The sequence below is a fragment of the Bacillus sp. NEAU-Y102 genome (assembly GCF_054788175.1).
Map to the genome: position 1 here is coordinate 1 of NZ_JBTWFK010000020.1, position 25,272 is coordinate 25,272.

At 37.4% G+C, this 25,272-nt stretch carries 23 protein-coding genes, 2 tRNA genes and 1 rRNA gene; all 26 read right to left on the reverse strand.

Features of this window, described 5'->3' with window-relative positions; translation table 11 throughout:
- Positions 1 to 15: 15 nt before the first annotated feature.
- Positions 16 to 1,567: ribosomal RNA gene (locus ACYFX0_RS29765) — 16S ribosomal RNA — on the reverse strand.
- Between the two features lie 373 nt (positions 1,568 to 1,940).
- A complete protein-coding gene (gene lysS, locus ACYFX0_RS29770; protein ID WP_460272044.1) occupies positions 1,941 to 3,440 on the reverse strand; it encodes a lysine--tRNA ligase in 1,500 nt (499 codons plus the stop codon).
- A 159-nt stretch (positions 3,441 to 3,599) separates the two neighbouring features.
- Entirely contained in the window at positions 3,600 to 4,598 is a 999-nt protein-coding gene (dusB, locus tag ACYFX0_RS29775) for a tRNA dihydrouridine synthase DusB (protein WP_000912244.1), read from the reverse strand.
- Positions 4,599 to 4,621: 23 nt separating this feature from the next.
- Positions 4,622 to 4,825: a helix-turn-helix domain-containing protein gene (locus ACYFX0_RS29780; protein WP_000387030.1), complete on the reverse strand. Its 204-nt coding sequence runs from the start codon at positions 4,823 to 4,825 to the stop codon at positions 4,622 to 4,624.
- A complete protein-coding gene (gene folK, locus ACYFX0_RS29785) occupies positions 4,777 to 5,292 on the reverse strand; it encodes a 2-amino-4-hydroxy-6-hydroxymethyldihydropteridine diphosphokinase (protein WP_001059447.1) in 516 nt (171 codons plus the stop codon). The genes ACYFX0_RS29780 and folK overlap by 49 nt, the downstream gene beginning before the upstream one ends.
- Positions 5,289 to 5,651 carry a dihydroneopterin aldolase gene (folB, locus tag ACYFX0_RS29790; protein ID WP_000358066.1) on the reverse strand — a complete coding sequence of 121 codons (363 nt, stop codon included), beginning with the start codon at positions 5,649 to 5,651 and terminating at the stop codon, positions 5,289 to 5,291. The genes folK and folB overlap by 4 nt, the downstream gene beginning before the upstream one ends.
- Complete coding sequence (gene folP, locus ACYFX0_RS29795; RefSeq protein WP_002084136.1) at positions 5,652 to 6,512, reverse strand: dihydropteroate synthase; 861 nt, start codon at positions 6,510 to 6,512, stop codon at positions 5,652 to 5,654.
- Positions 6,487 to 7,359 (reverse strand): aminodeoxychorismate lyase, encoded by an 873-nt coding sequence (pabC, locus tag ACYFX0_RS29800; RefSeq protein ID WP_000909860.1) that lies wholly within the window; start codon positions 7,357 to 7,359, stop codon positions 6,487 to 6,489. Before pabC ends, folP begins: the two co-directional genes overlap by 26 nt.
- Positions 7,353 to 7,940 carry an aminodeoxychorismate/anthranilate synthase component II gene (gene pabA / locus ACYFX0_RS29805; protein WP_000602284.1) on the reverse strand — a complete coding sequence of 196 codons (588 nt, stop codon included), beginning with the start codon at positions 7,938 to 7,940 and terminating at the stop codon, positions 7,353 to 7,355. The genes pabC and pabA overlap by 7 nt, the downstream gene beginning before the upstream one ends.
- A gap of 5 nt (positions 7,941 to 7,945) precedes the next feature.
- Positions 7,946 to 9,343 (reverse strand): anthranilate synthase component I, encoded by a 1,398-nt coding sequence (gene trpE / locus ACYFX0_RS29810; RefSeq protein ID WP_106082521.1) that lies wholly within the window; start codon positions 9,341 to 9,343, stop codon positions 7,946 to 7,948.
- A gap of 222 nt (positions 9,344 to 9,565) precedes the next feature.
- The gene (gene cysK, locus ACYFX0_RS29815) at positions 9,566 to 10,489 is read right to left on the reverse strand and encodes a cysteine synthase A (RefSeq protein WP_106082522.1); all 924 of its coding nucleotides are present in this window, start codon (positions 10,487 to 10,489) and stop codon (positions 9,566 to 9,568) included.
- A 104-nt stretch (positions 10,490 to 10,593) separates the two neighbouring features.
- A complete protein-coding gene (hslO, locus tag ACYFX0_RS29820) occupies positions 10,594 to 11,469 on the reverse strand; it encodes a redox-regulated molecular chaperone HslO (protein ID WP_000656369.1) in 876 nt (291 codons plus the stop codon).
- Positions 11,470 to 11,475: 6 nt separating this feature from the next.
- Positions 11,476 to 12,264: a type III pantothenate kinase gene (locus ACYFX0_RS29825; RefSeq protein WP_000578366.1), complete on the reverse strand. Its 789-nt coding sequence runs from the start codon at positions 12,262 to 12,264 to the stop codon at positions 11,476 to 11,478.
- A gap of 244 nt (positions 12,265 to 12,508) precedes the next feature.
- Positions 12,509 to 14,410: an ATP-dependent zinc metalloprotease FtsH gene (gene ftsH / locus ACYFX0_RS29830; RefSeq protein WP_001079668.1), complete on the reverse strand. Its 1,902-nt coding sequence runs from the start codon at positions 14,408 to 14,410 to the stop codon at positions 12,509 to 12,511.
- 85 nt (positions 14,411 to 14,495) lie between these two features.
- The gene (gene hpt / locus ACYFX0_RS29835; protein ID WP_000981846.1) at positions 14,496 to 15,038 is read right to left on the reverse strand and encodes a hypoxanthine phosphoribosyltransferase; all 543 of its coding nucleotides are present in this window, start codon (positions 15,036 to 15,038) and stop codon (positions 14,496 to 14,498) included.
- Positions 15,035 to 16,465 carry a tRNA lysidine(34) synthetase TilS gene (gene tilS, locus ACYFX0_RS29840; protein WP_106082524.1) on the reverse strand — a complete coding sequence of 477 codons (1,431 nt, stop codon included), beginning with the start codon at positions 16,463 to 16,465 and terminating at the stop codon, positions 15,035 to 15,037. Before tilS ends, hpt begins: the two co-directional genes overlap by 4 nt.
- A gap of 230 nt (positions 16,466 to 16,695) precedes the next feature.
- Positions 16,696 to 19,167: a stage II sporulation protein E gene (gene spoIIE, locus ACYFX0_RS29845; RefSeq protein ID WP_001123551.1), complete on the reverse strand. Its 2,472-nt coding sequence runs from the start codon at positions 19,165 to 19,167 to the stop codon at positions 16,696 to 16,698.
- 258 nt (positions 19,168 to 19,425) lie between these two features.
- Positions 19,426 to 19,497 (reverse strand) — tRNA-Glu (locus tag ACYFX0_RS29850).
- 13 nt (positions 19,498 to 19,510) lie between these two features.
- Positions 19,511 to 19,584: transfer RNA gene (locus ACYFX0_RS29855), tRNA-Met, on the reverse strand.
- 159 nt (positions 19,585 to 19,743) lie between these two features.
- Positions 19,744 to 20,229: a S1 domain-containing RNA-binding protein gene (locus ACYFX0_RS29860; RefSeq protein ID WP_000021451.1), complete on the reverse strand. Its 486-nt coding sequence runs from the start codon at positions 20,227 to 20,229 to the stop codon at positions 19,744 to 19,746.
- 87 nt (positions 20,230 to 20,316) lie between these two features.
- Positions 20,317 to 20,676, reverse strand: a complete 360-nt coding sequence (divIC, locus tag ACYFX0_RS29865) for a cell division protein DivIC (protein ID WP_001208739.1) — start codon at positions 20,674 to 20,676, stop codon at positions 20,317 to 20,319.
- Positions 20,673 to 21,326, reverse strand: coding sequence for a spore cortex biosynthesis protein YabQ (gene yabQ, locus ACYFX0_RS29870; RefSeq protein WP_000059770.1), 654 nt, complete (start codon positions 21,324 to 21,326; stop codon positions 20,673 to 20,675). Before yabQ ends, divIC begins: the two co-directional genes overlap by 4 nt.
- Positions 21,323 to 21,631, reverse strand: coding sequence for a sporulation protein YabP (gene yabP / locus ACYFX0_RS29875; protein WP_001059105.1), 309 nt, complete (start codon positions 21,629 to 21,631; stop codon positions 21,323 to 21,325). Before yabP ends, yabQ begins: the two co-directional genes overlap by 4 nt.
- Positions 21,632 to 21,689: 58 nt before the next feature.
- The gene (locus tag ACYFX0_RS29880; RefSeq protein WP_001234876.1) at positions 21,690 to 21,965 is read right to left on the reverse strand and encodes an RNA-binding S4 domain-containing protein; all 276 of its coding nucleotides are present in this window, start codon (positions 21,963 to 21,965) and stop codon (positions 21,690 to 21,692) included.
- A gap of 14 nt (positions 21,966 to 21,979) precedes the next feature.
- On the reverse strand, positions 21,980 to 23,440 hold the full coding sequence (gene yabN / locus ACYFX0_RS29885) for a bifunctional methyltransferase/pyrophosphohydrolase YabN (protein ID WP_061666994.1): 1,461 nt from the start codon (positions 23,438 to 23,440) through the stop codon (positions 21,980 to 21,982).
- 12 nt (positions 23,441 to 23,452) lie between these two features.
- The gene (locus ACYFX0_RS29890; RefSeq protein WP_106082525.1) at positions 23,453 to 25,054 is read right to left on the reverse strand and encodes a putative polysaccharide biosynthesis protein; all 1,602 of its coding nucleotides are present in this window, start codon (positions 25,052 to 25,054) and stop codon (positions 23,453 to 23,455) included.
- Positions 25,055 to 25,272 lie beyond the last annotated feature (218 nt).

A 25,272-nucleotide genomic window follows, 5' to 3' on the forward strand; every position in this document is an offset into this window, starting at 1 on the left:
ATCAATTCTCCATAGAAAGGAGGTGATCCAGCCGCACCTTCCGATACGGCTACCTTGTTACGACTTCACCCCAATCATCTGTCCCACCTTAGGCGGCTGGCTCCAAAAAGGTTACCCCACCGACTTCGGGTGTTACAAACTCTCGTGGTGTGACGGGCGGTGTGTACAAGGCCCGGGAACGTATTCACCGCGGCATGCTGATCCGCGATTACTAGCGATTCCAGCTTCATGTAGGCGAGTTGCAGCCTACAATCCGAACTGAGAACGGTTTTATGAGATTAGCTCCACCTCGCGGTCTTGCAGCTCTTTGTACCGTCCATTGTAGCACGTGTGTAGCCCAGGTCATAAGGGGCATGATGATTTGACGTCATCCCCACCTTCCTCCGGTTTGTCACCGGCAGTCACCTTAGAGTGCCCAACTTAATGATGGCAACTAAGATCAAGGGTTGCGCTCGTTGCGGGACTTAACCCAACATCTCACGACACGAGCTGACGACAACCATGCACCACCTGTCACTCTGCTCCCGAAGGAGAAGCCCTATCTCTAGGGTTTTCAGAGGATGTCAAGACCTGGTAAGGTTCTTCGCGTTGCTTCGAATTAAACCACATGCTCCACCGCTTGTGCGGGCCCCCGTCAATTCCTTTGAGTTTCAGCCTTGCGGCCGTACTCCCCAGGCGGAGTGCTTAATGCGTTAACTTCAGCACTAAAGGGCGGAAACCCTCTAACACTTAGCACTCATCGTTTACGGCGTGGACTACCAGGGTATCTAATCCTGTTTGCTCCCCACGCTTTCGCGCCTCAGTGTCAGTTACAGACCAGAAAGTCGCCTTCGCCACTGGTGTTCCTCCATATCTCTACGCATTTCACCGCTACACATGGAATTCCACTTTCCTCTTCTGCACTCAAGTCTCCCAGTTTCCAATGACCCTCCACGGTTGAGCCGTGGGCTTTCACATCAGACTTAAGAAACCACCTGCGCGCGCTTTACGCCCAATAATTCCGGATAACGCTTGCCACCTACGTATTACCGCGGCTGCTGGCACGTAGTTAGCCGTGGCTTTCTGGTTAGGTACCGTCAAGGTGCCAGCTTATTCAACTAGCACTTGTTCTTCCCTAACAACAGAGTTTTACGACCCGAAAGCCTTCATCACTCACGCGGCGTTGCTCCGTCAGACTTTCGTCCATTGCGGAAGATTCCCTACTGCTGCCTCCCGTAGGAGTCTGGGCCGTGTCTCAGTCCCAGTGTGGCCGATCACCCTCTCAGGTCGGCTACGCATCGTTGCCTTGGTGAGCCGTTACCTCACCAACTAGCTAATGCGACGCGGGTCCATCCATAAGTGACAGCCGAAGCCGCCTTTCAATTTCGAACCATGCAGTTCAAAATGTTATCCGGTATTAGCCCCGGTTTCCCGGAGTTATCCCAGTCTTATGGGCAGGTTACCCACGTGTTACTCACCCGTCCGCCGCTAACTTCTTGAGAGCAAGCTCTCAATCCATTCGCTCGACTTGCATGTATTAGGCACGCCGCCAGCGTTCATCCTGAGCCAGGATCAAACTCTCCAATAAAGTTAGTTTGTCTAGCATCTAAAAATAAAAATTGACGTTTCACGTTGTTTGTTTCGTTCAGTTTTCAAAGAACTACTTGGTCGCTCAGAAGCGACTTTATCAATATAACATTTCGTTACATTCTCGTCAACAACTTTTTTCAATAAGTTGTTTTTCGTTTGTTTTGCTTGTTACCTTTCGTGGCAACGAATATAAATATACCAGTTTGATTATTAAAATGCAATAGTTTTTCTAATAAAATTTTTAACTTAGTAAAAAAGTATAAAAACAGCACATTTCTTCTATATAAGTATAATTTCTCGCACCATCAAGATCTATTATACCCACGCAACTCATACTCAAATAAAAAAAGCTTTGGAGAAATCTCCAAAGCTTAGTCTTGTTTATGGCGCATAGCAGGGAATAATAATACATCACGAATAGATGGTGCATTTGTTAATAACATAACTAGACGATCAATACCAATTCCTAATCCACCCGTAGGAGGCATACCGTACTCAAGAGCTTCAATATAATCGTCATCCATCATATGTGCTTCGTCATTACCTTGTTCACGCTCTTTTAATTGCGCTTCAAAACGTTCTTTTTGATCGATCGGATCATTTAACTCAGTAAATGCATTTGCATGTTCACGTGCAACGATAAATAATTCGAAACGATCTGTGAATCGTGGATCTTCATCATTCTTTTTCGCAAGTGGCGAAATTTCTACCGGATGACCGTAAATAAATGTTGGTTGGATTAATTTATCTTCTACTTTTTGCTCGAAGAACTCATTAATAATATGACCAACTTCCATTGTATCCTTAATTTCTACATTATGTTCTTTCGCAAGCTCACGCGCTTCTTCTACACTCATCGGATTCCAGAAATCCGCTCCAGAGTGTTGCTTAATTGCATCTACCATATGAAGACGTGTCCATTCTGGTTCTAGATTAATTTCATAATCACCATATTGGATTGTTGTTGTACCCAATACTTTTTTCGCAATATGAGCAACCATATTTTCTGTTAGTTTCATAATATCATTATAATCAGCGTACGCTTCATATAATTCAATCATCGTAAACTCAGGGTTATGACGAGTTGATACACCCTCATTACGGAATACACGGCCAATCTCATAAACTTTTTCTAATCCGCCCACAATAAGACGTTTTAAATGAAGTTCAATTGCGATGCGCATATATAATTCCATATCTAACGCATTATGATGCGTAGTGAAAGGACGAGCAGATGCTCCACCTGCAATCGCGTGCATCATAGGCGTTTCTACTTCAAGATAACCGTTGTCATCTAAATATCTTCTCATTTCACGAATAATTTTACTGCGAGTAACAAATGTTTCACGACTTTCCATACTTGTAATTAAGTCTAAGTAACGTTGACGGTATCGTTGTTCAACATCTTTTAATCCATGATATTTATCCGGTAACGGACGGAGAGATTTCGTTAAAAGCGTAAATCCCGTTGCTTTTACTGAAAGTTCTCCAACGTTTGTTTTGAACACTTTACCTTCAATACCTACTAAGTCACCTAAATCTGCTGTCGTAAATAACTCGTACTCTTCATCTCCAACAGTATCTTTACGAACGTAAATTTGAACTTGTCCGTGTAAATCTTGAATGTGCGCGAATCCAGCTTTTCCTTTACCGCGTTTTGTCATAATACGACCAGCGATAGAAACAGTGATTTCTTTCTCTTCTAATTCTTCTTTAGAGAATTCTCCATATAAACTTACTAAGTCGGTCATTGAATTTGTGCGTTCAAATCGTTTACCGAACGGATCGATTCCTTGCTCACGTAAATTATGTAGCTTTTCACGACGAACAAGCAATTGGTCGTTTAATTCTTCGTGGTTCATGTTATCCATGATATTGATATCACTCCAGCTCTATTAATTTTTACAATATATACAGTATAGCATTTTCTACTCAACTAGAAAAACTGCCAGCAACTAACTGGCAGTTCTTCTTTCTTTCACGTAATTATAGGAAGTGTATAGAAGAATGTCAATCTCCTATGTTCCTTATTAACCAACGTAAATTGTTTGTTGTTTCGCTTCTACTTCTTCTACAAATGCACCTAACACATTCGCAAGGTCTTCACGTGTGTTACAAGCATTAATACCATTACGTACACTCGCATTACCACGAACACCTTTTAAATACCAAGCTGCATGTTTTCTCATCTCTCTTACAGCGACACTTTCGTTCTTTAAGTCGATAAGACGATCTAGATGCAACATACATACATCAATTTTCTCGCGCACTGTTGGTTCCGGCATTAATTCACCTGTCTCTAAATACTTTACTGTACGATAAATCATCCATGGATCCCCAAGAGCCGCACGGCCAATCATAACACCATCTACACCAATCTCATCAAGCATGCGCTTCGCATCTTGCGGTGTTTCGACATCACCATTTCCGATAACCGGGATATTCACAGCTTGCTTTACTTGTTTAATGATATCCCAATCCGCTTTACCTTCATACATTTGCACTCGCGTACGTCCGTGAACCGCCACAGCTTGTCCACCAGCACGCTCAATAGCTCTAGCATTTTCTATTGCGAAAATATGTTCTTCATCCCAACCGATACGCATTTTAACTGTAACCGGCTTTTCAACGGCATCTACAACTGCTGCTACCATTTCATATATTTTATTGGGATCTAAAAGCCACCTTGCCCCCGCATCACATTTTACGATTTTCGGTACTGGGCAACCCATATTGATATCAATAATATCTGCTGTCGTATATTTATCTACGTATTTCGCAGCATCTACAAGAGTTTCTTTCTCTCCACCAAAAATTTGTAAACTTAATGGTTTTTCTCTCTCATCGATATATAACATATCTAATGTTCTTTTGTTATTCAGTAATATTGCCTTATCACTTACCATTTCAGCACAAACTAGACCTGCACCAAATTCTTTCACTGTTAAACGGAATGCAGAATTACACACTCCCGCCATCGGTGCTAATACAACCGGATTTTTCATCTCAATATTTGCAATCTTTAACAATCAACCTACTCCTTCCTGCACAGTCACTTTGGCATTAATTCATCTATCGAAACATTTAATGCCTTAGCAACTTCTACTACAAAATCTTGAGAAGGTGATCGATTCCCTCTCTCAACTTCACCTAAAACAGATACAGATACCCCTAATTCTTTAGCAAAACCTTCTTGCGTGTAGCCTTTTAGCTTTCGAAAAGCACGAATGCGTCTTCCCCATTTTTCTGCTTCCATACCGTTACTCCCTCTCGCCTTTTCATTTCTTCTACTTGTGAACATGAAATGTTTTGTTTTATGTCTTGATTAATCTCTAACAACGGAACGATAACAAAAGCTCTTTCAAACATCCGCGGATGCGGAACAATAAGATTCTCTGCTTCAATATTCTCTTGATTATAAAGTAAAATGTCAAGGTCGATAGTCCTCGGCCCCCACCTAATTTCCCTTTTTCTTCCTAGGTCATTTTCTACTTTTTGTGTTACTTTCAATAATTCTTGTGGTGATAAATTGGTAGAAATTTTTATAACTAAATTTAAAAAGCAACTTTGGTCAGTATAGCCAACTGGCTCAGTTTCATATACAGATGAAATATCATCAACCTGAATATAAGGATTTTTATTTAAGAACTGAATCGCTTCGGTTAGATACGTATAACGCTCTCCAATATTTGACCCTAATGCAATGTATGCTATATTATTCATGGACGTTCTCTCGTAATTTCTACTGCTACAGCACGATAATGACCTGGTATCGGTGGATCCGGCTTAATTACCTTAATTGTACATCGTGAAATACTTTCATATTGTTTTAATATATCTGCAGCAATATTTTCAGCGATACTCTCCACAAGCTTATACTTTCTATCTTCAACAACTTTTCTACATAATTCGAAAAGCTCTCCATAATTGACCGAATGCTCTAATTCATCACTTTCCCCTGCACGCTTTAAATCCAACTCCACCGTTAAGTCAACTTTAAATCTCTGACCTAATTTATTTTCCTCCGGGAACACACCATGATAACCGTAAAACTCCATATCATGGATATAAATTTTATCCAATTACTTTACCCCCTTACCAATCATTGCATCCATCATTTTAGCCATACGCGCCATTTCTTTCACATCATGGACACGAACAAACTCACAACCCTTTTCAATACCAAGACAAACAGTAGCTCCCGTTCCCTCAAGGCGTTCCTCTACTGGCAAATCTAATACGTGCCCAATAAAGGACTTTCTCGATGTACCTAAGAGAACCGGATAACCTAGCACATTTAACTGTTCTAAATTACGCATCACCTCTAAGTTTTGCTTAGGTGTTTTAGCAAAACCGATACCTGGATCTAAAATAATATTCTCATCTCGCACACCAGCATTTTTAGCAATTTTGATACTATCATACAAATCAGCAATCATATCCGCCATTAAATTACGATAATTCATATTATCGCGGTTATGCATTAAAATGATAGGTACATCATAATGAGCTGCGACTTCAGCAATTATTGGCTCCGCCTTCGCTCCCCAAATATCATTAATAATATGAGCACCAGCCTCAATTGCTTGCTTTGCAACTTCAGCTTTATATGTATCGATAGATATAGGCAATTTCACTTCTTTTGAAACCGCTTGAATCATCGGGACAACTCGCTTTATTTCTTCTTCTACTGATACTTTAGCAAAACCCGGGCGAGTAGATTCGCCACCAATATCAATAATATGAGCACCTTCACCTTGCATTTCTTTTGCATGACGTACCGCAGCATCTACCTCGTTGTAACTCCCACCATCAGAAAACGAATCTGGTGTTACATTTAAAATCCCCATAATTAATGTCTTTTCATTTAAATTCAATGTATATTCGCCGCAGCGTAAATCATAATCCCACTTCAAACTACACATCTCCTCTTCGTAATTCATTTCTGCTCCATAATTTCTCTCTCTGCATTCCATAAAGGTACATTAAACTTTTTGTAACCACTCCTACTTTACCCGGGAAATCCTGCGCTTCTATACGATAAAGCGGAACAATTTCTTGAATTGAGTTTGTTACAAAGACTTCATCTGCTGAAAGTAATTCATCTTTTGTAAAGAAACCTTCCTTTACTTCTATATTCAATTCTTCAGCACTTTTTATAATAAACGCACGAGTGATACCATTTAAAATCCCTGTTTTTAACGAAGGTGTATATAAAACATCACCTTTCACAAAAAAGAGATTCGAAACAATCCCCTCTGCAACATAACCTGCTTCAGTAAGGAAAATACCTTCCTTGCTCACTACATTTCCAATTTCACGCTTCCCTAAAATATTATTTAGATAATGATGAGACTTCAGACGAAATGCTCCTTCTGGTGTATTTCGCACTTGTTTTAAAATAACCCCTTCTTTTTCTACTACATCTCCTGGAGCTGTTAAAGGTTTTATAAAAACAATAACCGAAGGGTCTTCATACATTTCCGTTTGTAATCCTATTTCATCTACACCTGCTGATACATTAAAACGTACATACGCATGTTCCAATTCATTCTTAGCGAGTAGATTTTTCAAAATAAGCATCACGTCATCTTTTGTCATTGTCCATTTAATTTGCAATGCATCTAGCGCACCTATTAAACGGTTATAATGATCATCTAACAAAAAAGGATGACCATTATAAATACGAAATGTCTCAAAAACTCCCAGCCCATATAAATAACCATGGTCATAAGGGGAGATTTTCGCTTCATTCGCTTCTACATACTCGCCATTTACGTAAATTAACATGATGTCACACTTGGACTATATTTACGAATGAAGTTCTGTAGTAACTCTTTCCCATGAGAAGTCATAATAGATTCTGGGTGGAATTGCACACCCTCTATCGGCAGTGTCTTATGACGAATCGCCATAATTTCCCCTTCCTCTGTCCAAGATGTTACCTCTAAACAATCTGGCAATGACTCTTTCTTAACAATCAGGGAATGATAACGCGTTGCAGTAAATGGATTAGGAATATCTAAGAAAATCGTTTTCCCATCATGATGCATAAGTGACGTTTTTCCATGCATTAATCGCTCTGCACGAACAACTTCTCCACCAAATACTTGTGCAATCGATTGATGCCCAAGACAAACTCCAAAAATCGGAATCTTCCCAGCAAAGTATTTAATAACTTCCATACTAATCCCCGCTTCATTAGGACTACATGGACCTGGCGAAATCATTAAGAAATCTGGTTTCATATTCTCAATATCTGCAATACTCACTTCATCATTACGCTTAACAACAAGCTCTTGTCCAAGTTCTCCAAGAAACTGTACTAAATTAAATGTAAAAGAATCATAATTATCAATCATTAATATCATTTCTCTCACCTAACCGTTTCTTCGCTACTTTCTTTTGCACGCCATAAAGCAATTGCCTTTTTTAACGACTCTTTATATTCATTTTTCGGATTTGAATCAATTACAATTCCCGCTCCAGCTTGCACATGTGCTTGCCCATCTTTCGCAAGAAGCGTTCTAATGACAATATTTAATTCCGTATCTCCAGAATAACCAATCCAACCAATTGAACCTGTATAAATCCCTCGACGAACAGGCTCTAATTCTTCTATAATCTCCATCGTACGTATTTTCGGTGCACCAGTAATTGTTCCACCAGGAAATACAGCTTTCACTAAATCGAAAGCATCCTTATCTTCTTCCACCTCACCACGCACATTGGAAACGATATGCATAACATGTGAGTACTTTTCAATTACCATAAATTCATCGACTTCTACAGTGCCATATTTACAAACACGTCCTAAATCATTTCGCTCTAAATCTACAAGCATCACATGCTCTGCTCGTTCCTTTTCGTTCTCAATTAATTCCCTTGCTAAGTCTTGATCCTCTTGTTCATTTGCACCTCGGGATCTTGTACCTGCAATTGGTCGTGTACTTACTTCTTGTCCTTGTTTTTTAATCAGCAATTCAGGCGAAGCACTAACAATTTGAAAATCCCCAAGCTCTAAGTAACCCATATATGGAGATGGATTAATTTTACGAAGACTTGTATAAATTTCTAGTGGATGCGTTTGTAAAGTTCTTTCCTGTCTTGTCGACAAGTTTACTTGAAACACATCACCATTTCCAATATACTCTTGAATACGTTCAACAGCCTTCATAAAGCCTGCTTCTGTAAAGGCAACCGCTTCATTTTTCTTTTTAGGACATTCAAACGGCATAGTCACTTCAGGCACTTCTGCCGTCCAAAGATCCTTCCATTCATTTAAACGTTCTTCCGCTTCTGCATGCTTATCTACATAATGTGTAATAATCCACAATACCTTTTCTTTTTGATCATAGACAAACACATCATCAAATAATAAAAAGTATATATCGGGTATATTCAGATCATCCTCTGCAAGAGAAGGGAGTTTTTCGATATAACGGATACAATCATAACTAAAGTAGCCCATTGCACCACCTTGAAAAGGCGGGTACTCTGGATTGTAGTCTGTTTTCCATTTCTCTATATATTCTTGCATTAAATCTAATGGATTCCCTTTTTTTATTGTTTCCTTACCACTTTCACTTATATGTAACTTTTCACCCTTTCCTTGGATTACCGCTACCGGGTTTAAACCCACTATGTTATAACGACCGCCACGTCCACTTTCCAGCAAAATATGTTGCGGCTTATCCTGAGAAAGAAATTTATATTGCTTAAAGAAATCTAACTGATATGGAATAGAAAGCGCTAAAGATTTTCTTCGTTGCATATCAACACCCCGTCTTCTTTTATTCCACCCTCTTAGATGAACCACCTCAAACTACATAAGTTATTTATATAGAGATTGATTATACTCGAAGGCTAGTGAAAATAATTTAATTATACTACCTCTTATTTTACATGAAGTTTTCTAGTCATTCACTCTTTTCCTATTTCCAATCCAAAAAGAAAAAGCATCCTTTTTCAAGGATGCTTTTTCAATCACATTTAATTATGATTCAAATTGATAAAGTGGTGTACTTAAATAACGTTCACCGTTACTTGGAATAATAACGAGTACCTTTTTCCCTTTACCTAACTTTTTCGCAACTTCTGTTGCTGCATAAATAACTGCTCCTGAAGAGATACCAACTAAAATACCTTCTTCTTTAGCCACTCTTCTCGCATATTCAAATGCTTGCTCTGTTTTCACTTGAATAATTTCATCATATACTTCTACATCCAATGTCTCTGGAACAAATCCCGCCCCAATTCCTTGGATTTTATGTGGACCTGGTTTCCCACCAGATAACACTGGTGAATCCGCAGGTTCTACTGCATAAATTTTAATACCTTTATATGCTTCCTTCAGCACTTCACCAGCACCAGTAATTGTTCCACCTGTACCAATACCTGCAATAAACGCATCTAATTGATCACCCATTTGTTCAACAATTTCTGGACCTGTTGTTAAACGGTGAATTTGTGGATTCGATTGATTTTGGAACTGTTGCGGTATAAAGTAACCATGCTCTTTTGCTAATTCAGTTGCTTTACGAATTGCTCCACCCATCCCTTCAGGACCTGGAGTCAATACTAATTCAGCACCGTAAGCACGTAATAAATTACGACGCTCAATACTCATTGTTTCTGGCATTACTAAAATTGCATTATATCCTTTAGCAGCCGCTACCATCGCTAAACCAATACCTGTGTTACCACTTGTTGGTTCAATGATTGTATCGCCCTCTTTTAACAATCCCTTTTTTTCAGCATCTTCAATCATAGCTAGTGCAATACGATCTTTAACGCTACTCCCCGGATTCATAAATTCTAGTTTTAAGTATATATCTGCGCTGTCTGATTCTACGATGCGGTTCAACTTAACGATCGGCGTTTTCCCGATTAATTCTGAAACTGATTGTGCCACTCGCATTCCTGTCACTCCTAACACCGAGTATTTTTATTGGTTTTATCTATATTTAGATTTTGTCAGAAAATTCCCTGTTTGTCAATCTATTCGGAGGGTTAATCCCCTTATTACAAATTCTCAATTAAATTTGTAATATCTTCTTTAGAGAACTTGTATCGTTCATTACAGAAATGGCAATGAACTTCTGTCTCTTCTTCTTCTTCACGAATTTGCTCTAACTCTGTTTTACCTAAACTAATTAACACACTCTCAATACGCTCACGTGAACACGTACAATTAAATTGAACATCCATTGTTTCTAATACTTTTACTTTATCTTCTCCAAGGACTGCATATAGTAGCTCTTCTGGAGAAAGGCCTCGTTCAATCAATGTTGATACAGGCGGGATTTTTTGCAAACGATCTTCAATGAATGAAATTGTTTCTTCTTGTGCGCCCGGCATAATTTGAAGGATAAATCCACCCGCCGCTAATACGCTGTCATCTCCATTTACAAGGACACCGACACCAACAGAAGAAGGCGTCTGCTCAGAAACTGCGAAATAATACGTGAAATCTTCCCCTAGTTCTCCCGAAACGATTGGGGATTGACCGATAAACGGCTCACGCATACCAATATCTTTAATTACTGTTACAAAACCTTCTGTACCTACCGCTTGATATACACGTAATTTCCCTTGTTCCGTTCCTTCAAAATCAACATGTGGATTCGTTACGTAGCCACGTACATCTCCATTTGCATGAGCATCCACTAAGATAGGGCCAATCGGACCATTACCTTCTACCTTAATCGTTAACTTTTGATCACCTTTTAACATCGCACCCATCATTGTACCTGCAGTTAAAGAACGGCCAAGTGCCGCCGAAGCTGTCCTCCATGTATCATGACGTCTTTGTGCCTCACTTACTGTATTTGTTGTACGTACACTATACGCACGTACTTCTCCATCAAACGCTAACGCTTTTACTAAATAATCTTTCATACTTATTTATTCACCTTTCTCCTGCTGTAAATTTGCATTACGCTCATATAACATATACAAGCCTTTTAACGTTAAAAATGGATCTACAATATCAATTACATTCGATTCCTCTGAAATTAATTTCGCCAATCCACCTGTTGCAATAACTTTCGGTTCTTGTTTAGCTTCCTCTTTCATACGCTTAACAATACCTTCCACTTGTCCTACATAACCATAAAGAATACCTGATTGCATCGCACTTACTGTATTCTTCCCAACAACACTGCTCGGTTTTGTAATTTCAATACGAGGAAGTTTTGCCGCCCTACTATATAAAGCCTCTGCTGAAATCATAATTCCTGGCGTAATAACTCCACCCATATAATGCTTTTCTTCATTAATATAACAATATGTAGTAGCCGTACCAAAATCAACAATAATAAGTGGACTTCCATACAATTGGATTCCTGCTACTGCATTTACAATTCGATCTGCGCCTACTTCACGTGGATTTTCATATTTAATATTTAGCCCCGTTTTTATTCCAGGTCCTACTACAAGCGGTTTAATTTTAAAATATTTTTCACACATACGTTCTAAAGCGAACATAATTGGTGGTACGACTGAAGACACAATAATACCTTTCACATCTTCAAACGAGAGACCCTCATGATCAAGTAACTGTTTTACAAGCATTCCATATTCATCTTCTGTCTTATGACGATCTGTTTCCATGCGCCAATGCTGACGAAGTTCTCCCTCTTCAAACACGCCTAGTACAGCATTTGTGTTCCCTACATCCAATACAAAAATCATATTCTCACCACTTATCTTATTTAATCTATATTTGTGTAGTATGTATAAAACTTATAAAAACATCATATCACACATACTTATATAATCAGCTTTCCTATCCTCATCATTTTACAAAAAGATTGCTCTCTATTTCAATTTTTAATACTAGTTTTACTTAAATTACTTTATCCACTAAGCCCTCAATAGTAATTAGCAAAAATCTTAACAAATAAAAAAGGAGTGACGATAGTCACTCCTTCATTTCTTACTTATCTTCTTTATCTTCATCGTCTTTCTTCATATTGATGTTTACTTTCACATCATCTGAAGATGTTGGACGCTCAGGTAATCTGCCATAATCATATAAATGATTAATTTGCTCTGCATCTAATGTTTCTACTTCAAGTAACGTTTTTGCGATAATATCAAGCTTATCTCGTTTTTCAGTAAGAATTTGTTTCGCACGAGCATAACAGTCTTTAATAATCGTTTGCATTTCCACATCAATTTCATGCGCAATTGCATCACTGTAGTTTTGTTCTGAATGGAAGTCTCTTCCTAAGAATACCTGACCACCTTGTGAGCTACCAAATTGCATCGGTCCAAGCTTATCACTCATACCGAATTCCGTAACCATACGTCTTGCAATACCAGTCGCACGTTGGAAGTCGTTGTGAGCACCTGTACTTGCTTCACCAAATACAATCTCCTCAGCTACTCGACCACCAAGTAAACCAGTGATTTTATCAAGTAACTCTGGCTTTGTCATGAAGTAACGATCTTCCTTCGGAAGCATTACCGCATATCCACCAGCTTGACCACGAGGGACAATTGTTACTTTATGAACGACATCAGCCTCATCAAGAACAACACCAATTACAGTGTGGCCTGCTTCATGGAAAGCAACGATATTACGTTCTTTTTCAGAGATAACACGACTTTTCTTAGCTGGACCTGCAATAACACGATCCGTTGCTTCATCGATATCACTCATATCAATTTTCTTCTTATCTCGACGTGCAGCTACTAAAGCAGCTTCGTTTAATAAGTTTTCAAGATCCGCACCAGAGAATCCTGGTGTACGAGTCGCAATTGCTCTTAAATTAATATGCTCATCAAGCGGTTTATTACGCGCATGTACTTTCAGTACAGCTTCACGGCCATTTACATCTGGACGATCTACTGTAATTTGACGGTCAAAACGACCTGGGCGTAATAACGCTGGGTCAAGAATGTCTGGACGGTTTGTCGCAGCAATGATAATAATACCTTCGTTTGCACCGAATCCATCCATTTCAACAAGTAACTGGTTCAATGTTTGCTCACGCTCATCATGACCACCACCAAGACCTGCGCCACGTTGACGACCTACTGCATCAATTTCATCAATAAAAATGATACAAGGAGCATTTTTCTTTGCATTTTCAAATAAATCACGTACACGTGATGCACCGACACCGACAAACATCTCTACAAAGTCAGAACCACTGATAGAGAAGAATGGAACGCCAGCCTCACCTGCAACAGCACGTGCTAATAAAGTTTTACCTGTACCTGGAGGTCCAACTAATAGGACACCCTTTGGAATACGGGCACCAACTTCAGAAAACTTACGAGGGTCTTTTAAGAATTCAACTACCTCAACAAGTTCTTGTTTCTCTTCATCCGCCCCAGCAACATCTCTGAAACGAACTTTTTTCTTTTCATCATTATATAACTTCGCCTTACTTTTCCCGAAGTTCATAACACGGCTACCGCCGCCTTGAGCTTGGTTTAATAAGAAGAAGAATAAAATGAAGATGATGACAAACGGAATGATTGAAGTAAAGAATGTTACCCAAGCACTTGTTTCTTCTGCTGGTTGATACTTAACTTCGGCACCTTTCGCTTTATCATTGATTTTCTTTTGTAATTCCTCAGTATTTGGTGCATAAGTAACAAATTGTTCTCCTTGGCTAGAGTTATTGAATTGTCCTTTTACCTCAAATACACCATTTTTCGGTTGAAGTTGCACATTACGCACTTCACCGCTTTCTAGTTTAGTAATGAATTTGTCGTAGCTAACTGATGTCGTTTTTTGTGTCGAACCATTAAAATAGCTCACGATTCCAATTACTACTAAGAATATCAGTAAATAAAAGATGGTATTACGGAAGATACGATTCATTCCTAACCTCCTCTCACGGCATAAACACTATAGTAAATCGTAACATAGAAAAACTTTCCTATACAATTGTAAAGCCTGTATTTAATTAATTTGAGTAAACGCTTGGTTTTAATACGCCTACATAAGGAAGATTACGGTACTGCTCTTTATAATCTAATCCATATCCTACTACAAATTCATGTGGAACAGTAAATCCAACATAATCCGCTTTCAGATCAACCTTACGGCCTGTTGGCTTATCTAATAATGTAACAATTTTTACAGACTTCGCTTTACGATATTTGAATAAGTCTACTAAGTAGCTTAGTGTAAGACCACTATCAATAATATCTTCGACGATTAAAATATCGCGACCTTCTACAGAAGTATCAAGATCTTTTAAAATTTTCACTTCGCCTGTTGAAACTGTAGAGTGACCATAACTAGATACAGCCATAAAATCCATTTCAAGATATGTATCTGTTCTCTTTAATAAATCTGCCATAAATGGCATTGCGCCTTTTAATACACCAATTGCAAGGGGTACTGTGTTTTTATAATCCTCTGCAATAACTGCACCTAGTTCGCGCACCTTTTCTTGTATTTGTTCTTCAGAAATTAATACTTTTTCGATATCTTGATTCATCATTTCATTATCCTCCCGGAAGACTCCTTGCTTTTGTAGTGAATAATCATATATTTATCCTTCTTTGCCATCTCTTTCGAAATTGCAAATGCAGATCGCTTCAACAAGGGTACCCAAATAATGTTCCCACTTGCATCACAAACGACCGGCCATTCTTCCCTTTTTTCTTTTGGTACTTTCGCTTCGATAAAAATAGCTTTTATCTTTTTCGTGCCATCCATACCTTGTATTGACATGCGATCTCCATTTTCCCTAGAACGAATACGAAGTGGATATGATATATCATTATACTTAGCAACAAATACTGTTTCATTCATGTTACTTGGTATATCTTCGCTCACCTCTGTTACAAATTCATCCCCGTTCAATAGCGTAATGATCCCGGGTACTGATAAATCTTGCAAAAAAGGAGAGACAATTTCTTGTTTAAATCTAAAGCTACACTCCTCGTATGTACGAACAATTTTCAAATCACCTGGAAAATCAAGTGAACCTGAAGGTTGTGTCCGCTTAAAAAACTCAATCACCTTGTCAATATGTATAGAAGAAAGAGAAGATGGAATCTTATATTCATAAAGATAGTTTAATATTAGTTGAATCCCTCTTCTTTGTAAAGGCATAGACATGGATTCAAAGGCAGGAATTGATAAGCTAATTTGTTTATCACTTTTTTTTGTAATTACTTTATTCATTTTCTCAAAAGCTAATTCCTGCAAATAAGCCTCATCCTCTTGCATCTGCACGCTAAATTTTTGGAATTTCTCATGCATTTGTGGATTTTCTTCTTTTAAGTGAGGAAGGACATATTTACGTAATCGATTCCTTGTATATACTTCCTTTTTATTACTCGGATCTATACGTGGAATTAAATTTAGCTTATTACAGTAATCAACAATTTCTTCCTTCGTTACCCCAAGTAACGGCCTAATTAAATATCCATTATGAAAAGGACGCTTCACTGCAATTCCTGCATATCCTTTCGGAGTACTCCCTCTTACAAGACGCATTAAAATCGTCTCTACTTGATCATCTCCATGATGTCCAAGAGCAACATATCTTGCATCATATTTCTTCATTATTCTTTCCAAAAATGCATATCTGCATTCCCTAGCAGCAACCTGTGCATTCATCCCGTATTGCTGTTGATATTGTGATACATTAATTCTTATCGTTTCACAAATAATTCCCAGTTCTTCACAAAGGTCCTGCACAAACTGTAAATCCTCATGAGATTCATCACCTCTAAACATATGATCGACATGAGCTACTACAATTTCCAACTGTTTTTCCGCTCTTTTTTCTAATAAATAATATAAAAGGGCTAACGAGTCAGGACCACCAGAAACTCCCACAACAATTGTTGAATCATTCTTTAATACATCATGCTGCTTTACAAAGTCATCTACTTTTTCAACAAATGTATCTTTCAACTTCGCAATCACCTTTCATTAAACAAGAACAGCAACATTAGTCGCCTTGTCTATAATGGTACAACTTTTACAAACATTGTGCAAAAAAAAGATATACAAAAATTACATTTTTATCTTACATCCTCCGTCTGTATTCACAAAATCAATAGCATTACCTTTTCCCACAAAAAAACCTAGGTATTCGCCTAGGTTTTTAAAATCAAATTTTAGATAAACATTCCACTTACATTTTACTGCGCCTGCATGCCTACAATCGGAATCGTAGCCCACTTCGGCATATTTTTCTTCACTTTTGCCACTACAATAGTCATATCATCATTTATATAACCATCACAAGAGCGAATCACTTCTTCCATAATGATATCAGCAATTTCTTGCGGGTCTTCGGTTTGCAATTCTTTAATTTTTCGTTTCATCCACAATTCATGATTCTCTACATGCTGCGCTCCCTCAAAAATCCCATCGCTCATCATAATAAGGATATCGCCCGTTTTTAATTGTTCACCCACCACATCAACTTCAACATCTTCGATGATTCCCATCGGCAAATTACTTGCTTCAATTTTCAAAATATTATTCGCGCGTTTAACAAAACTCGGCGTTGATCCGATCTTTAAAAACCTTGCACTCGCATCTCGCAAATCTACCATAGCTAAGTCTAATGTCGTAAACATCTCTTCCGTCGTTCTCAAAGAAAGAATTGAATTAATAGACTTAATCGCTATTTCTTCGTCAATACCGGATTGGAGTATTTTTTGTAATAATTTCACCGTTTCCTTACTTTCCATATGAGCTCTTTGCCCATTCCCCATACCATCACTAATCGCAAGTGCATATTTGCCAACACTTAAATCCATCATCGCATAAGAGTCACCCGAAACAAATCCACCGCCCTTTGCGGCTGTGGCCAATCCCGTATCAAGAGAATACGTCTTCGCCGAACCGAATGATATTAAACTGTGGCCATTCGGATAAGAAGACTTTTCTTCATGTTTAACGACAATATTTTCTTTAAGGATATCCGAAAGCATCGGTGCAACTAACTTTTCACATTCACCATGTTCATTAGATGCAACGGGAATCAACATTTCAATATCAATACTTCCTCTATCTAAACAATAAATATCAACATGCTCTACTTCGACACCAAAATCACGGAACGCTTGCATAATCTGTTCTTCCTGCACCTGATGATTTTCACGCTCTCGTTGTATCTCCTTAGCAAAATCCTCCATAACCTTTGATACACCTAATAGTTGCTCCGCAACTATTCTACGATTTTCCTTCATTTGTTTTCGTAATTTTTGTCCCTCATAGAAATGATCTAATTCACCCGCTACTAAATCCGTCACTTTTTTCCCTCTCACACAATGCTTGTCCCACTCACGAACTAATTTACGATTATGTTGCAGGGTTCCTTCTTCCGTTTCACTCATTATTTGTTTCATATAATCGTACGTTTTATCGAAATTCACTACCCAGCATTGATCCTTTTTAAAGCATGTTTGACATGTTTTCGCAGTAATTGTACTCAAAAACAAATCTGCTTCTGTCTCTTTATCTTCTTCCTCTACATACCCATATACAGAAAAGCTATTAGATAAAGCAGCAAATACATTTGCAAATTGGTTGATTTTGTTCGCTGTAACATCGCGCATCCTTCTTAAATATTGTTGTTGATCTTGCGAATGCTCTTGTGTACCTGGCATAAATTTAGCAATACGATCTAAAACAAGCTTTGGCGTTAATAAGAAGATAGCAATCGCTACGCCTGACTCAATTAAAGTCGTTACAATATTTGTCTGTTTGTCTACATATAATGTAATTAAGCTTGTCCCAATTAATAAACCTAAACTAACACCTAAACGCTTCCCTTCTTTTAACAACCCACCAAGCAATCCAGAAAAAGCAAGAAGGCTAAGCTGGGACAAGCTAGATACATTTGCTAAACTTAATATCAAACCTGTTACGACCCCCACTGTAGATCCTGTAGCAGCACCCGCAATAAATGCAAATACTAGTACTAAATACCGTGTAAAAATATGTTGAATAGAAGCATCATATACAAACCAATCTGTTGTACCCGTTAAAACAGATGCTAGTAATATAATCAAACAAACAATTTCTTCCGTCTCTAACGCCTGTTGTTTTCCTTTCCTTTCTACTAAAAGCGGAACACTTTGTAAAAATATCATAGTTAATACAAAACTAAGCCCAGCCTCAATGGTACTAACGAGTAAATCGTACATGGTGACAGTTTGTTGTGCAAAATATACAACAACTAAGTGTGCGGTTAATGCGGAGATAAATACTTGAAATGGAACAAGTCCAACGGTTTTACGTGTGAATCTACTAAAGAAGATATTATAAATGAAGAAAGTAAAGATAGATGCAAAAGTAAAAAACAAATTATCTATCGAGACTGAAAGAGCTCCTCCCATTAGAGCTAAAAATGCTAGCGGCATCTTATCCCGCTTCATAACATAAACAGCAGCAAAAAATGGTAGTGCAAACGGTAAGATATTTGTTAATATATATGCTCTTCCCAAAAGAAAACCAATAACAACAATAATAAATCCCCATCTAAAGAAAACTTGTTCAAATTTCATTCGCAACTTACTCGTCCACTTTATTCCTCCAAGCTGACTCTCATTCATTGCCAATGCACTTGTATTCATAGTATTCCTTCCTGCTTTAGGCATACTTTTAACACCACCTGCATAGTTTAATTACTGTCATTATAAAAGATGATTGTTGGGATTTTTGTCAAAACAACAGTTTTCACTTTTATAATCGTTCGACTTTTTATTCGAAATAACTCTACAGATATACACGGTATGTAAGTTATTTCAATTTTTTAATTAAATATTCAGAAAATATAGGGTGATTTTGTAGAAGTATTGTATATCTTAATCCATTTAACAAAAAAAGATCATGCAAATTTGCATGATCTTTTTAGATGACCCGTACGGGATTCGAACCCGTGTTACCGCCGTGAAAGGGCGGTGTCTTAACCACTTGACCAACGGGCCGTTAAATTAAATATAGCGGCGGAGGGGATCGAACCCCCGACCTCACGGGTATGAACCGTACGCTCTAGCCAGCTGAGCTACACCGCCATGTCGTCGTATTTAACGGACAATTAGTATCTTACATCAGATATTATTTAAAGTCAACATATCTTGAAAACTTTTTTAAAATATATTTTCACATATAAAAAAGTACCCTGAGCCATCACTCTGGGTACCTCTCTATATGTTAAAAACTAAACGGTCTTATTATCCGCGACGTGCGCCACGGCCACCACGTTTAGACTCTGTGTTACGCTTTAAAGAAGTTAAACGATCTTCGCTATCCTTTAAGAAGCGTGCCATCTTTTGCTCAAATGTTTCTTTTGGAGCTCGGTCGTTACCGCCACCGCGATTATCTCTGTTGAAAGAGCGATTATTACGTTGTGGACGTCCAGAACGTTGTTGATCACCACCGCGTTGGTATTCACCGCGTGGACGATCTCCTTCTGTTTTTTCACGTTCTTTCGCTTTTTTGATAGATAAACCAATCTTTCCATCTTTTTCAACATTAATAACTTTTACTTCTACTTGGTCGCCCACTTTTAAGTGATCGTTAATATCTTTTACATAGTTATCAGCAACTTCACTAATATGAACAAGACCAGTTAAGCCTTCTGGCAGCTCCACAAAAGCCCCAAAATTTGTAATACCTGTTACTTTACCCTGTAACTTGCTGCCTACCTCGATTGACATAAAAAAAATGCTCCTCCTTAGTGGTTAAAAAGTCAAATTTTACTTTATTATATATAATCCTAAAATATAGTGTCAATAAGACATACTCTACTTCGAAACAGGAAAAATTATCTCCCCTTTACCAGAGAAGAAATAATCCCTTCTAGCAATCTTTAATACGTACTCTTCATCATTTAACTTTTGAACTTCGTCTTTTAGACTTTTTTCTTTATTCGTTAATGAATCCAGTTCTTTTTTCATGTCCTTAACTTTTGCTTCTTTTGCTTTAATGGAACTGTTTTGTTGATAAAACGTTACACTAATACTCGCAATAATTGTAAAAGTAAAGACAAGAAAAACCGCTAAACGGCGATAAAGTCGCTTCCTGTTCTCATCCGTTTGTATTATATGCTCTTTAACAGGATTTGGACTCTGTTTTTCGATTGTTCTTTGTCTCAGTTCCCTCATTTCCGAGGTCCCCCTAACTTCTTTTTTATACGCTCCCATATTTGGAAGATATGTCCCTTCAATTTTGCTATATATTGCAGGAACCCTATATGTTTCACTATAAAAAGTTTAACACGATTAGGGAGAAGTTTCCATATGAGCGAAGCAATAAATCGAACAGGCCAGAAAAAAACTTTCCATATGAAAAGTAATATCCAAATCACCATTTTCCATAACACATGTCCAATTGAAAGCAGTATACGAAATAAGAATAATATAAATGCAATAAATAGCTGCGCTATAATAATAACAGGTTTTATCATGAGTAGCTGTATAATTCGAACAAAAAAATATGTTGTTTGCATAAAAATATAGATGAGAAAATTTAACAGCTTCATGTATAGTGCTTTCAGTAAGCTTTGATATGCCGCAAAACCACATAATAATGCCAAAAACACATATATACGTAACTCAGCTTCATTTACGAGAAGCAATACATAAAAGACAAATAATGCTTGGACAATCCAAAATAGTATATCATGTATAAATACAAGCCAACGTTTACGTTCTTGACGCTTTAAAAAACGTTGATATGTATCTAAAGATGCTCCAATCCAAGCACCCATTCCAATCATTGAAAGCATTGTATACAACTGAATTGTTAAGCTCATTTAAACAACTTACTAAAGAAACCTTTAGTTTTTTCTCCTTGATTTTCATCAATATACAGCATCTCATGAACTTTCCCTTTAATCGACACAATACCTTTTTCTACATCTAAATTTTTCATTTGTAAATTTTGACCACGAATCGTTAAAAAACCCATTACGGTTTCGAGTAAAAACTCTTCGCTATCAAAACTCTCTACCTGCTTCACACCAGTAATATCAATTACACGCCTTCCACGCATAATAATATCATGCTCCACAGAAACATTTTGTTGATTAGAAGACGTAGGTGAGTAACCATTATTCACGTAAATCCCCCCATAGGTTTTTACTAGCTAATAGTAATGTATGAGGGGATAAATGATTTTAGAACAAGCCTTCTTCCGCTTTTACTTTTTCTTCGCGAACTAAGCTATACATATTTGCTGCATCTTCTTTTTTAGTTGTTTCTTTCAATTCATTTATTTTTACAGTCACTATTTTTTGACCAAAACGAATTGTTAATTCATCAGCTACTTTCACATCCGAACTTGCTTTTGCCACTTGACCATTAATAGATATTCTTCCTTGATCAGCTACTTCTTTCGCTAATGTTCTTCTTTTAATTAAACGTGACACTTTTAAAAACTTATCTAGACGCATCTCAAATCCCCCTATTAACGCTCTGTTTGTTTCGCTTCTTCCCATAAAACATCTAACTGTTCTAATGATAAATCTTCCATCTCTTTATTCATTTCAGCTACTTTTGCCTCCATGTATAAAAAACGACCAGTAAATTTCTCATTAGTTGAACGTAACGCCTCTTCTGGATCTATTTTATAATGACGAGCTATATTAACAAATGCAAATAGTAAATCACCAAACTCACCTAGCATCTTTTCCTCATCCATGTTTGTAACTTCTTGTTGGAACTCTTGCCATTCTTCCAAAGCTTTCTCTATCATAGGCTGCACATCAACCCAATCAAATCCAACCTTACCGGCTTTCTTCTGAATTTCATAGGCGCGTAGTAACTGCGGCAAACTTTTTGGAACGCCATTTAAAACAGATTCTTTCACGAATCCTTTTTCTTGTTTTTTAATTTCTTCCCAATTGGCAATCACTTCATCAGCATTGTTTACATCCGTATTTCCAAATACATGTGGATGGCGACGAACCATTTTCTCAGATAGAGTTCGAATGATATCATCTATAGAAAACCAACCTTCATCTTCTCCAATTTGAGCATGAAGCATAACTTGTAATAATATATCACCTAATTCTTCTACTAAGTGATCATCATCCTCTTCATCAATTGCTTCCAATACTTCATAAGCTTCCTCAATTAAATATTTCTTTAATGATTGATGTGTTTGCTTTTTATCCCACGGACAACCATTTGGGCCTCGAAGTTCTGCAATAATTTCTCTAAGTACATCGAACTGTTGATACAAGGATGCACGCTCCTGAACTGGCGGCACATACACACTCGTTAAATTATTCAATTCCGTTTCATGATCTAACATATACAACGGTACCTTCTTTACTTGTTCAAATGAAGTTCCTGCAGCTGTTACGATATACACTTCATAATCATCCGGCAACATCTCCATTAATGTTAATTTCACATCAGATGCAACGAATGCATCATATACTTGGCAAAAGATTAGATGTTGACGTAATTCTAATTGTCCTCTTTTAAATGATGTAGCGTCAAGTAATTGAAATCCTTCAATTGGATCAATCTTTAGGCTTGCAAACATAGGATCAAGGAAACTTTGTCCACCCTCAATTCGCACTTCAACATTTGAATCTTCACCTTTTTCCAACAGTAGCTGAACTGTTCTTTCTGCTACAAGCGGATGCCCTGGAACAGCATAGATAATTTCTGTACCTTCAGCTTGTTCTAGCAATTTATTCGCAATTGTTTCATATACAATTTCAAACGTATCATGCGCTTCATATACATCATCAAAAGCCGTATATTGTACGCCTTCTTTCTCCAATTCTTCTATAACTGGATGTTCCTTCGTCCTAACAAACAGATGATCTGCTTCTTTTATCTTTCGATATACACCCATCGTTAGCTGATCTAATTCACCAGCACCTAAACCTAAAATAGTAATGATTCCACTCACAATCTGTCACCTCTATCCACTCTTCTTCAATGAACCTTCTTTTTTCTCTTGTTTCATAACGGTTCCTAATTCTTTTTTTGTAAATACACGTAATTTCAAAATTAAAAACATATATGTCAATCCGCCGACAACTACACCTAGCAACGCTTCAAGCGTCGCGATTCCTCTATGTTCCGTATCAATTACTAATCCAGACACCTGCAACACACGTGTGAACATCATTAATACAAATCCCATACAGATACCACTAATCACTACACCTAACATATTTCGCTTATTGATAAGCGATCCTGATACAGCTCTCATAAGCAACAAACTATTTAGCCCAGAAATTATAATTAACGCACACAAAGTCGCAAAGGCTGCCCCTTTCACACCAAAATAAGGCATAAATATATAATTTAACGCTAACTTTAAGCAACCTCCAAATACAACAAATAACGCTGGCTTAAATGTTTGTCCCAACCCTTGTAAAATAGAAGCCGTCGTAATTGACAACGAACTAAATAAAATAGATAAAGATAAAATAGATAAAACATCTGATCCATCACTATTTTCAAACAACATAATATTCGTAGGTTGAATAATACAAGTTAGTCCAATAGCTGCTGCAAGTCCAATAACAAGTGTTATTTTCATTGCTAACTTTACCTTTTCTTGAATAAAGGAAAGATCTCCTCTTTCCTTCGCCGCTGTAATAATTGGAATAAGTGACAACGAGAAAGAAGTCGTCACAACAGTACCTAATTGCATTAGCGGAATACTTCTATCATAAACACCCTTTAATACCTTTGCACTTTCAACCTGTTCTTCCGCACCAATAAGTAAGGTGTACAAGGATATTGAATCTGCCATCTGTATAAAAATAAGCACTAAATTACTAACACAAATCGCTAACCCCTGCCAAAAAAGGATTTTAATTATCCTCCTTTTGCCCTTAATTCTCGCTACACTTTTGAAAAATATAGAACGAAAATCTCGACGCATATACAACATAAGTACAATAATCCCAATAAGTCCACCCGCAATTGAGCCTAACATAGCCCCTGCACCAACTGTATATAAATCAAATCCGTGAGCAATTAGGAATAGCGATAAAAATACAATAATAGAAACTCGAATTGTTTGTTCTATTACTTGCGAAACAGCTGTTGGCATCATATTATTGAAGCCTTGAAAATACCCTCTTGCTACAGACAAAAACGGCATCAATAAGAATGAAAATGAAATAACACGTAGTAACTTATCTAAGTATATATCGCCCATAGCTATCGCAATTGTTTTGGCCCCAAAAAACAATGTAAAGAAGCCTATAAAACCAATTCCCAATAAAAACCAAAAAGATACACAAATAATTTCTTCTGCTTCTTTTTGTTTTCCCCGCTCTAGTCGTTCTGCAACCATTTTCGAAATGATAATAGGAAACCCATAAGTAGCTAAAATTAAACAAAATCCATAAAACGGGTAAATTTGTTGGTAAATATAAAAACCAATATCACCCGCTATATTTTGATATGGAATACGGTAAAAAGCGCTTAATACTTTTGTAACAAAACTTGCAATCGTTAATATAATAGCCCCACGCCAAAAGGCTTGATACTTCTTCGCTTCCATACAAGAAAACTCCTTTTTCTATTCTCACCTCTCGTATTATATCATAAAGAAATGAACAAGCTGCCTTACCACCACGGGTAATAATAGGTTCCTGCACCGTTAAAAATACTCAACGAAAAAAGGTAGCAAAGCGCTACCTTCATTCAATATACATATATCTCCAAATAATTGATTTCTCAAAAAGAAAGATCATAATTAGGAAAAATTGCTACTTCTAA

Coding starts and splice junctions, on each gene's coding strand:
- ACYFX0_RS29860 (WP_000021451.1), bottom strand. CDS start 20,229: ATGTCAATCGAGGTAGGCAGCAAGTTACAGGGTAAAGTAACAGGTATT.
- cysK (WP_106082522.1), bottom strand. CDS start 10,489: ATGCGAGTGGCACAATCAGTTTCAGAATTAATCGGGAAAACGCCGATC.
- ACYFX0_RS29780 (WP_000387030.1), bottom strand. CDS start 4,825: ATGGAAGCAGAAAAATGGGGAAGACGCATTCGTGCTTTTCGAAAGCTA.
- spoIIE (WP_001123551.1), bottom strand. CDS start 19,167: ATGCCTAAAGCAGGAAGGAATACTATGAATACAAGTGCATTGGCAATG.
- folK (WP_001059447.1), bottom strand. CDS start 5,292: ATGAATAATATAGCATACATTGCATTAGGGTCAAATATTGGAGAGCGT.
- pabC (WP_000909860.1), bottom strand. CDS start 7,359: ATGTTAATTTACGTAAATGGCGAGTATGTAGAAGCGAATGAAGCGAAA.
- ACYFX0_RS29825 (WP_000578366.1), bottom strand. CDS start 12,264: ATGATTTTTGTATTGGATGTAGGGAACACAAATGCTGTACTAGGCGTG.
- ACYFX0_RS29890 (WP_106082525.1), bottom strand. CDS start 25,054: ATGGAAGCGAAGAAGTATCAAGCCTTTTGGCGTGGGGCTATTATATTA.
- ACYFX0_RS29880 (WP_001234876.1), bottom strand. CDS start 21,965: ATGCGTCTAGATAAGTTTTTAAAAGTGTCACGTTTAATTAAAAGAAGA.
- hslO (WP_000656369.1), bottom strand. CDS start 11,469: ATGAAAGATTATTTAGTAAAAGCGTTAGCGTTTGATGGAGAAGTACGT.
- ftsH (WP_001079668.1), bottom strand. CDS start 14,410: ATGAATCGTATCTTCCGTAATACCATCTTTTATTTACTGATATTCTTA.
- lysS (WP_460272044.1), bottom strand. CDS start 3,440: ATGGATAACATGAACCACGAAGAATTAAACGACCAATTGCTTGTTCGT.
- divIC (WP_001208739.1), bottom strand. CDS start 20,676: ATGAGGGAACTGAGACAAAGAACAATCGAAAAACAGAGTCCAAATCCT.
- pabA (WP_000602284.1), bottom strand. CDS start 7,940: ATGATATTAATGATTGATAATTATGATTCTTTTACATTTAATTTAGTA.
- hpt (WP_000981846.1), bottom strand. CDS start 15,038: ATGATGAATCAAGATATCGAAAAAGTATTAATTTCTGAAGAACAAATA.
- folP (WP_002084136.1), bottom strand. CDS start 6,512: ATGAATTACGAAGAGGAGATGTGTAGTTTGAAGTGGGATTATGATTTA.
- yabQ (WP_000059770.1), bottom strand. CDS start 21,326: ATGAGCTTAACAATTCAGTTGTATACAATGCTTTCAATGATTGGAATG.
- trpE (WP_106082521.1), bottom strand. CDS start 9,343: ATGCAACGAAGAAAATCTTTAGCGCTTTCTATTCCATATCAGTTAGAT.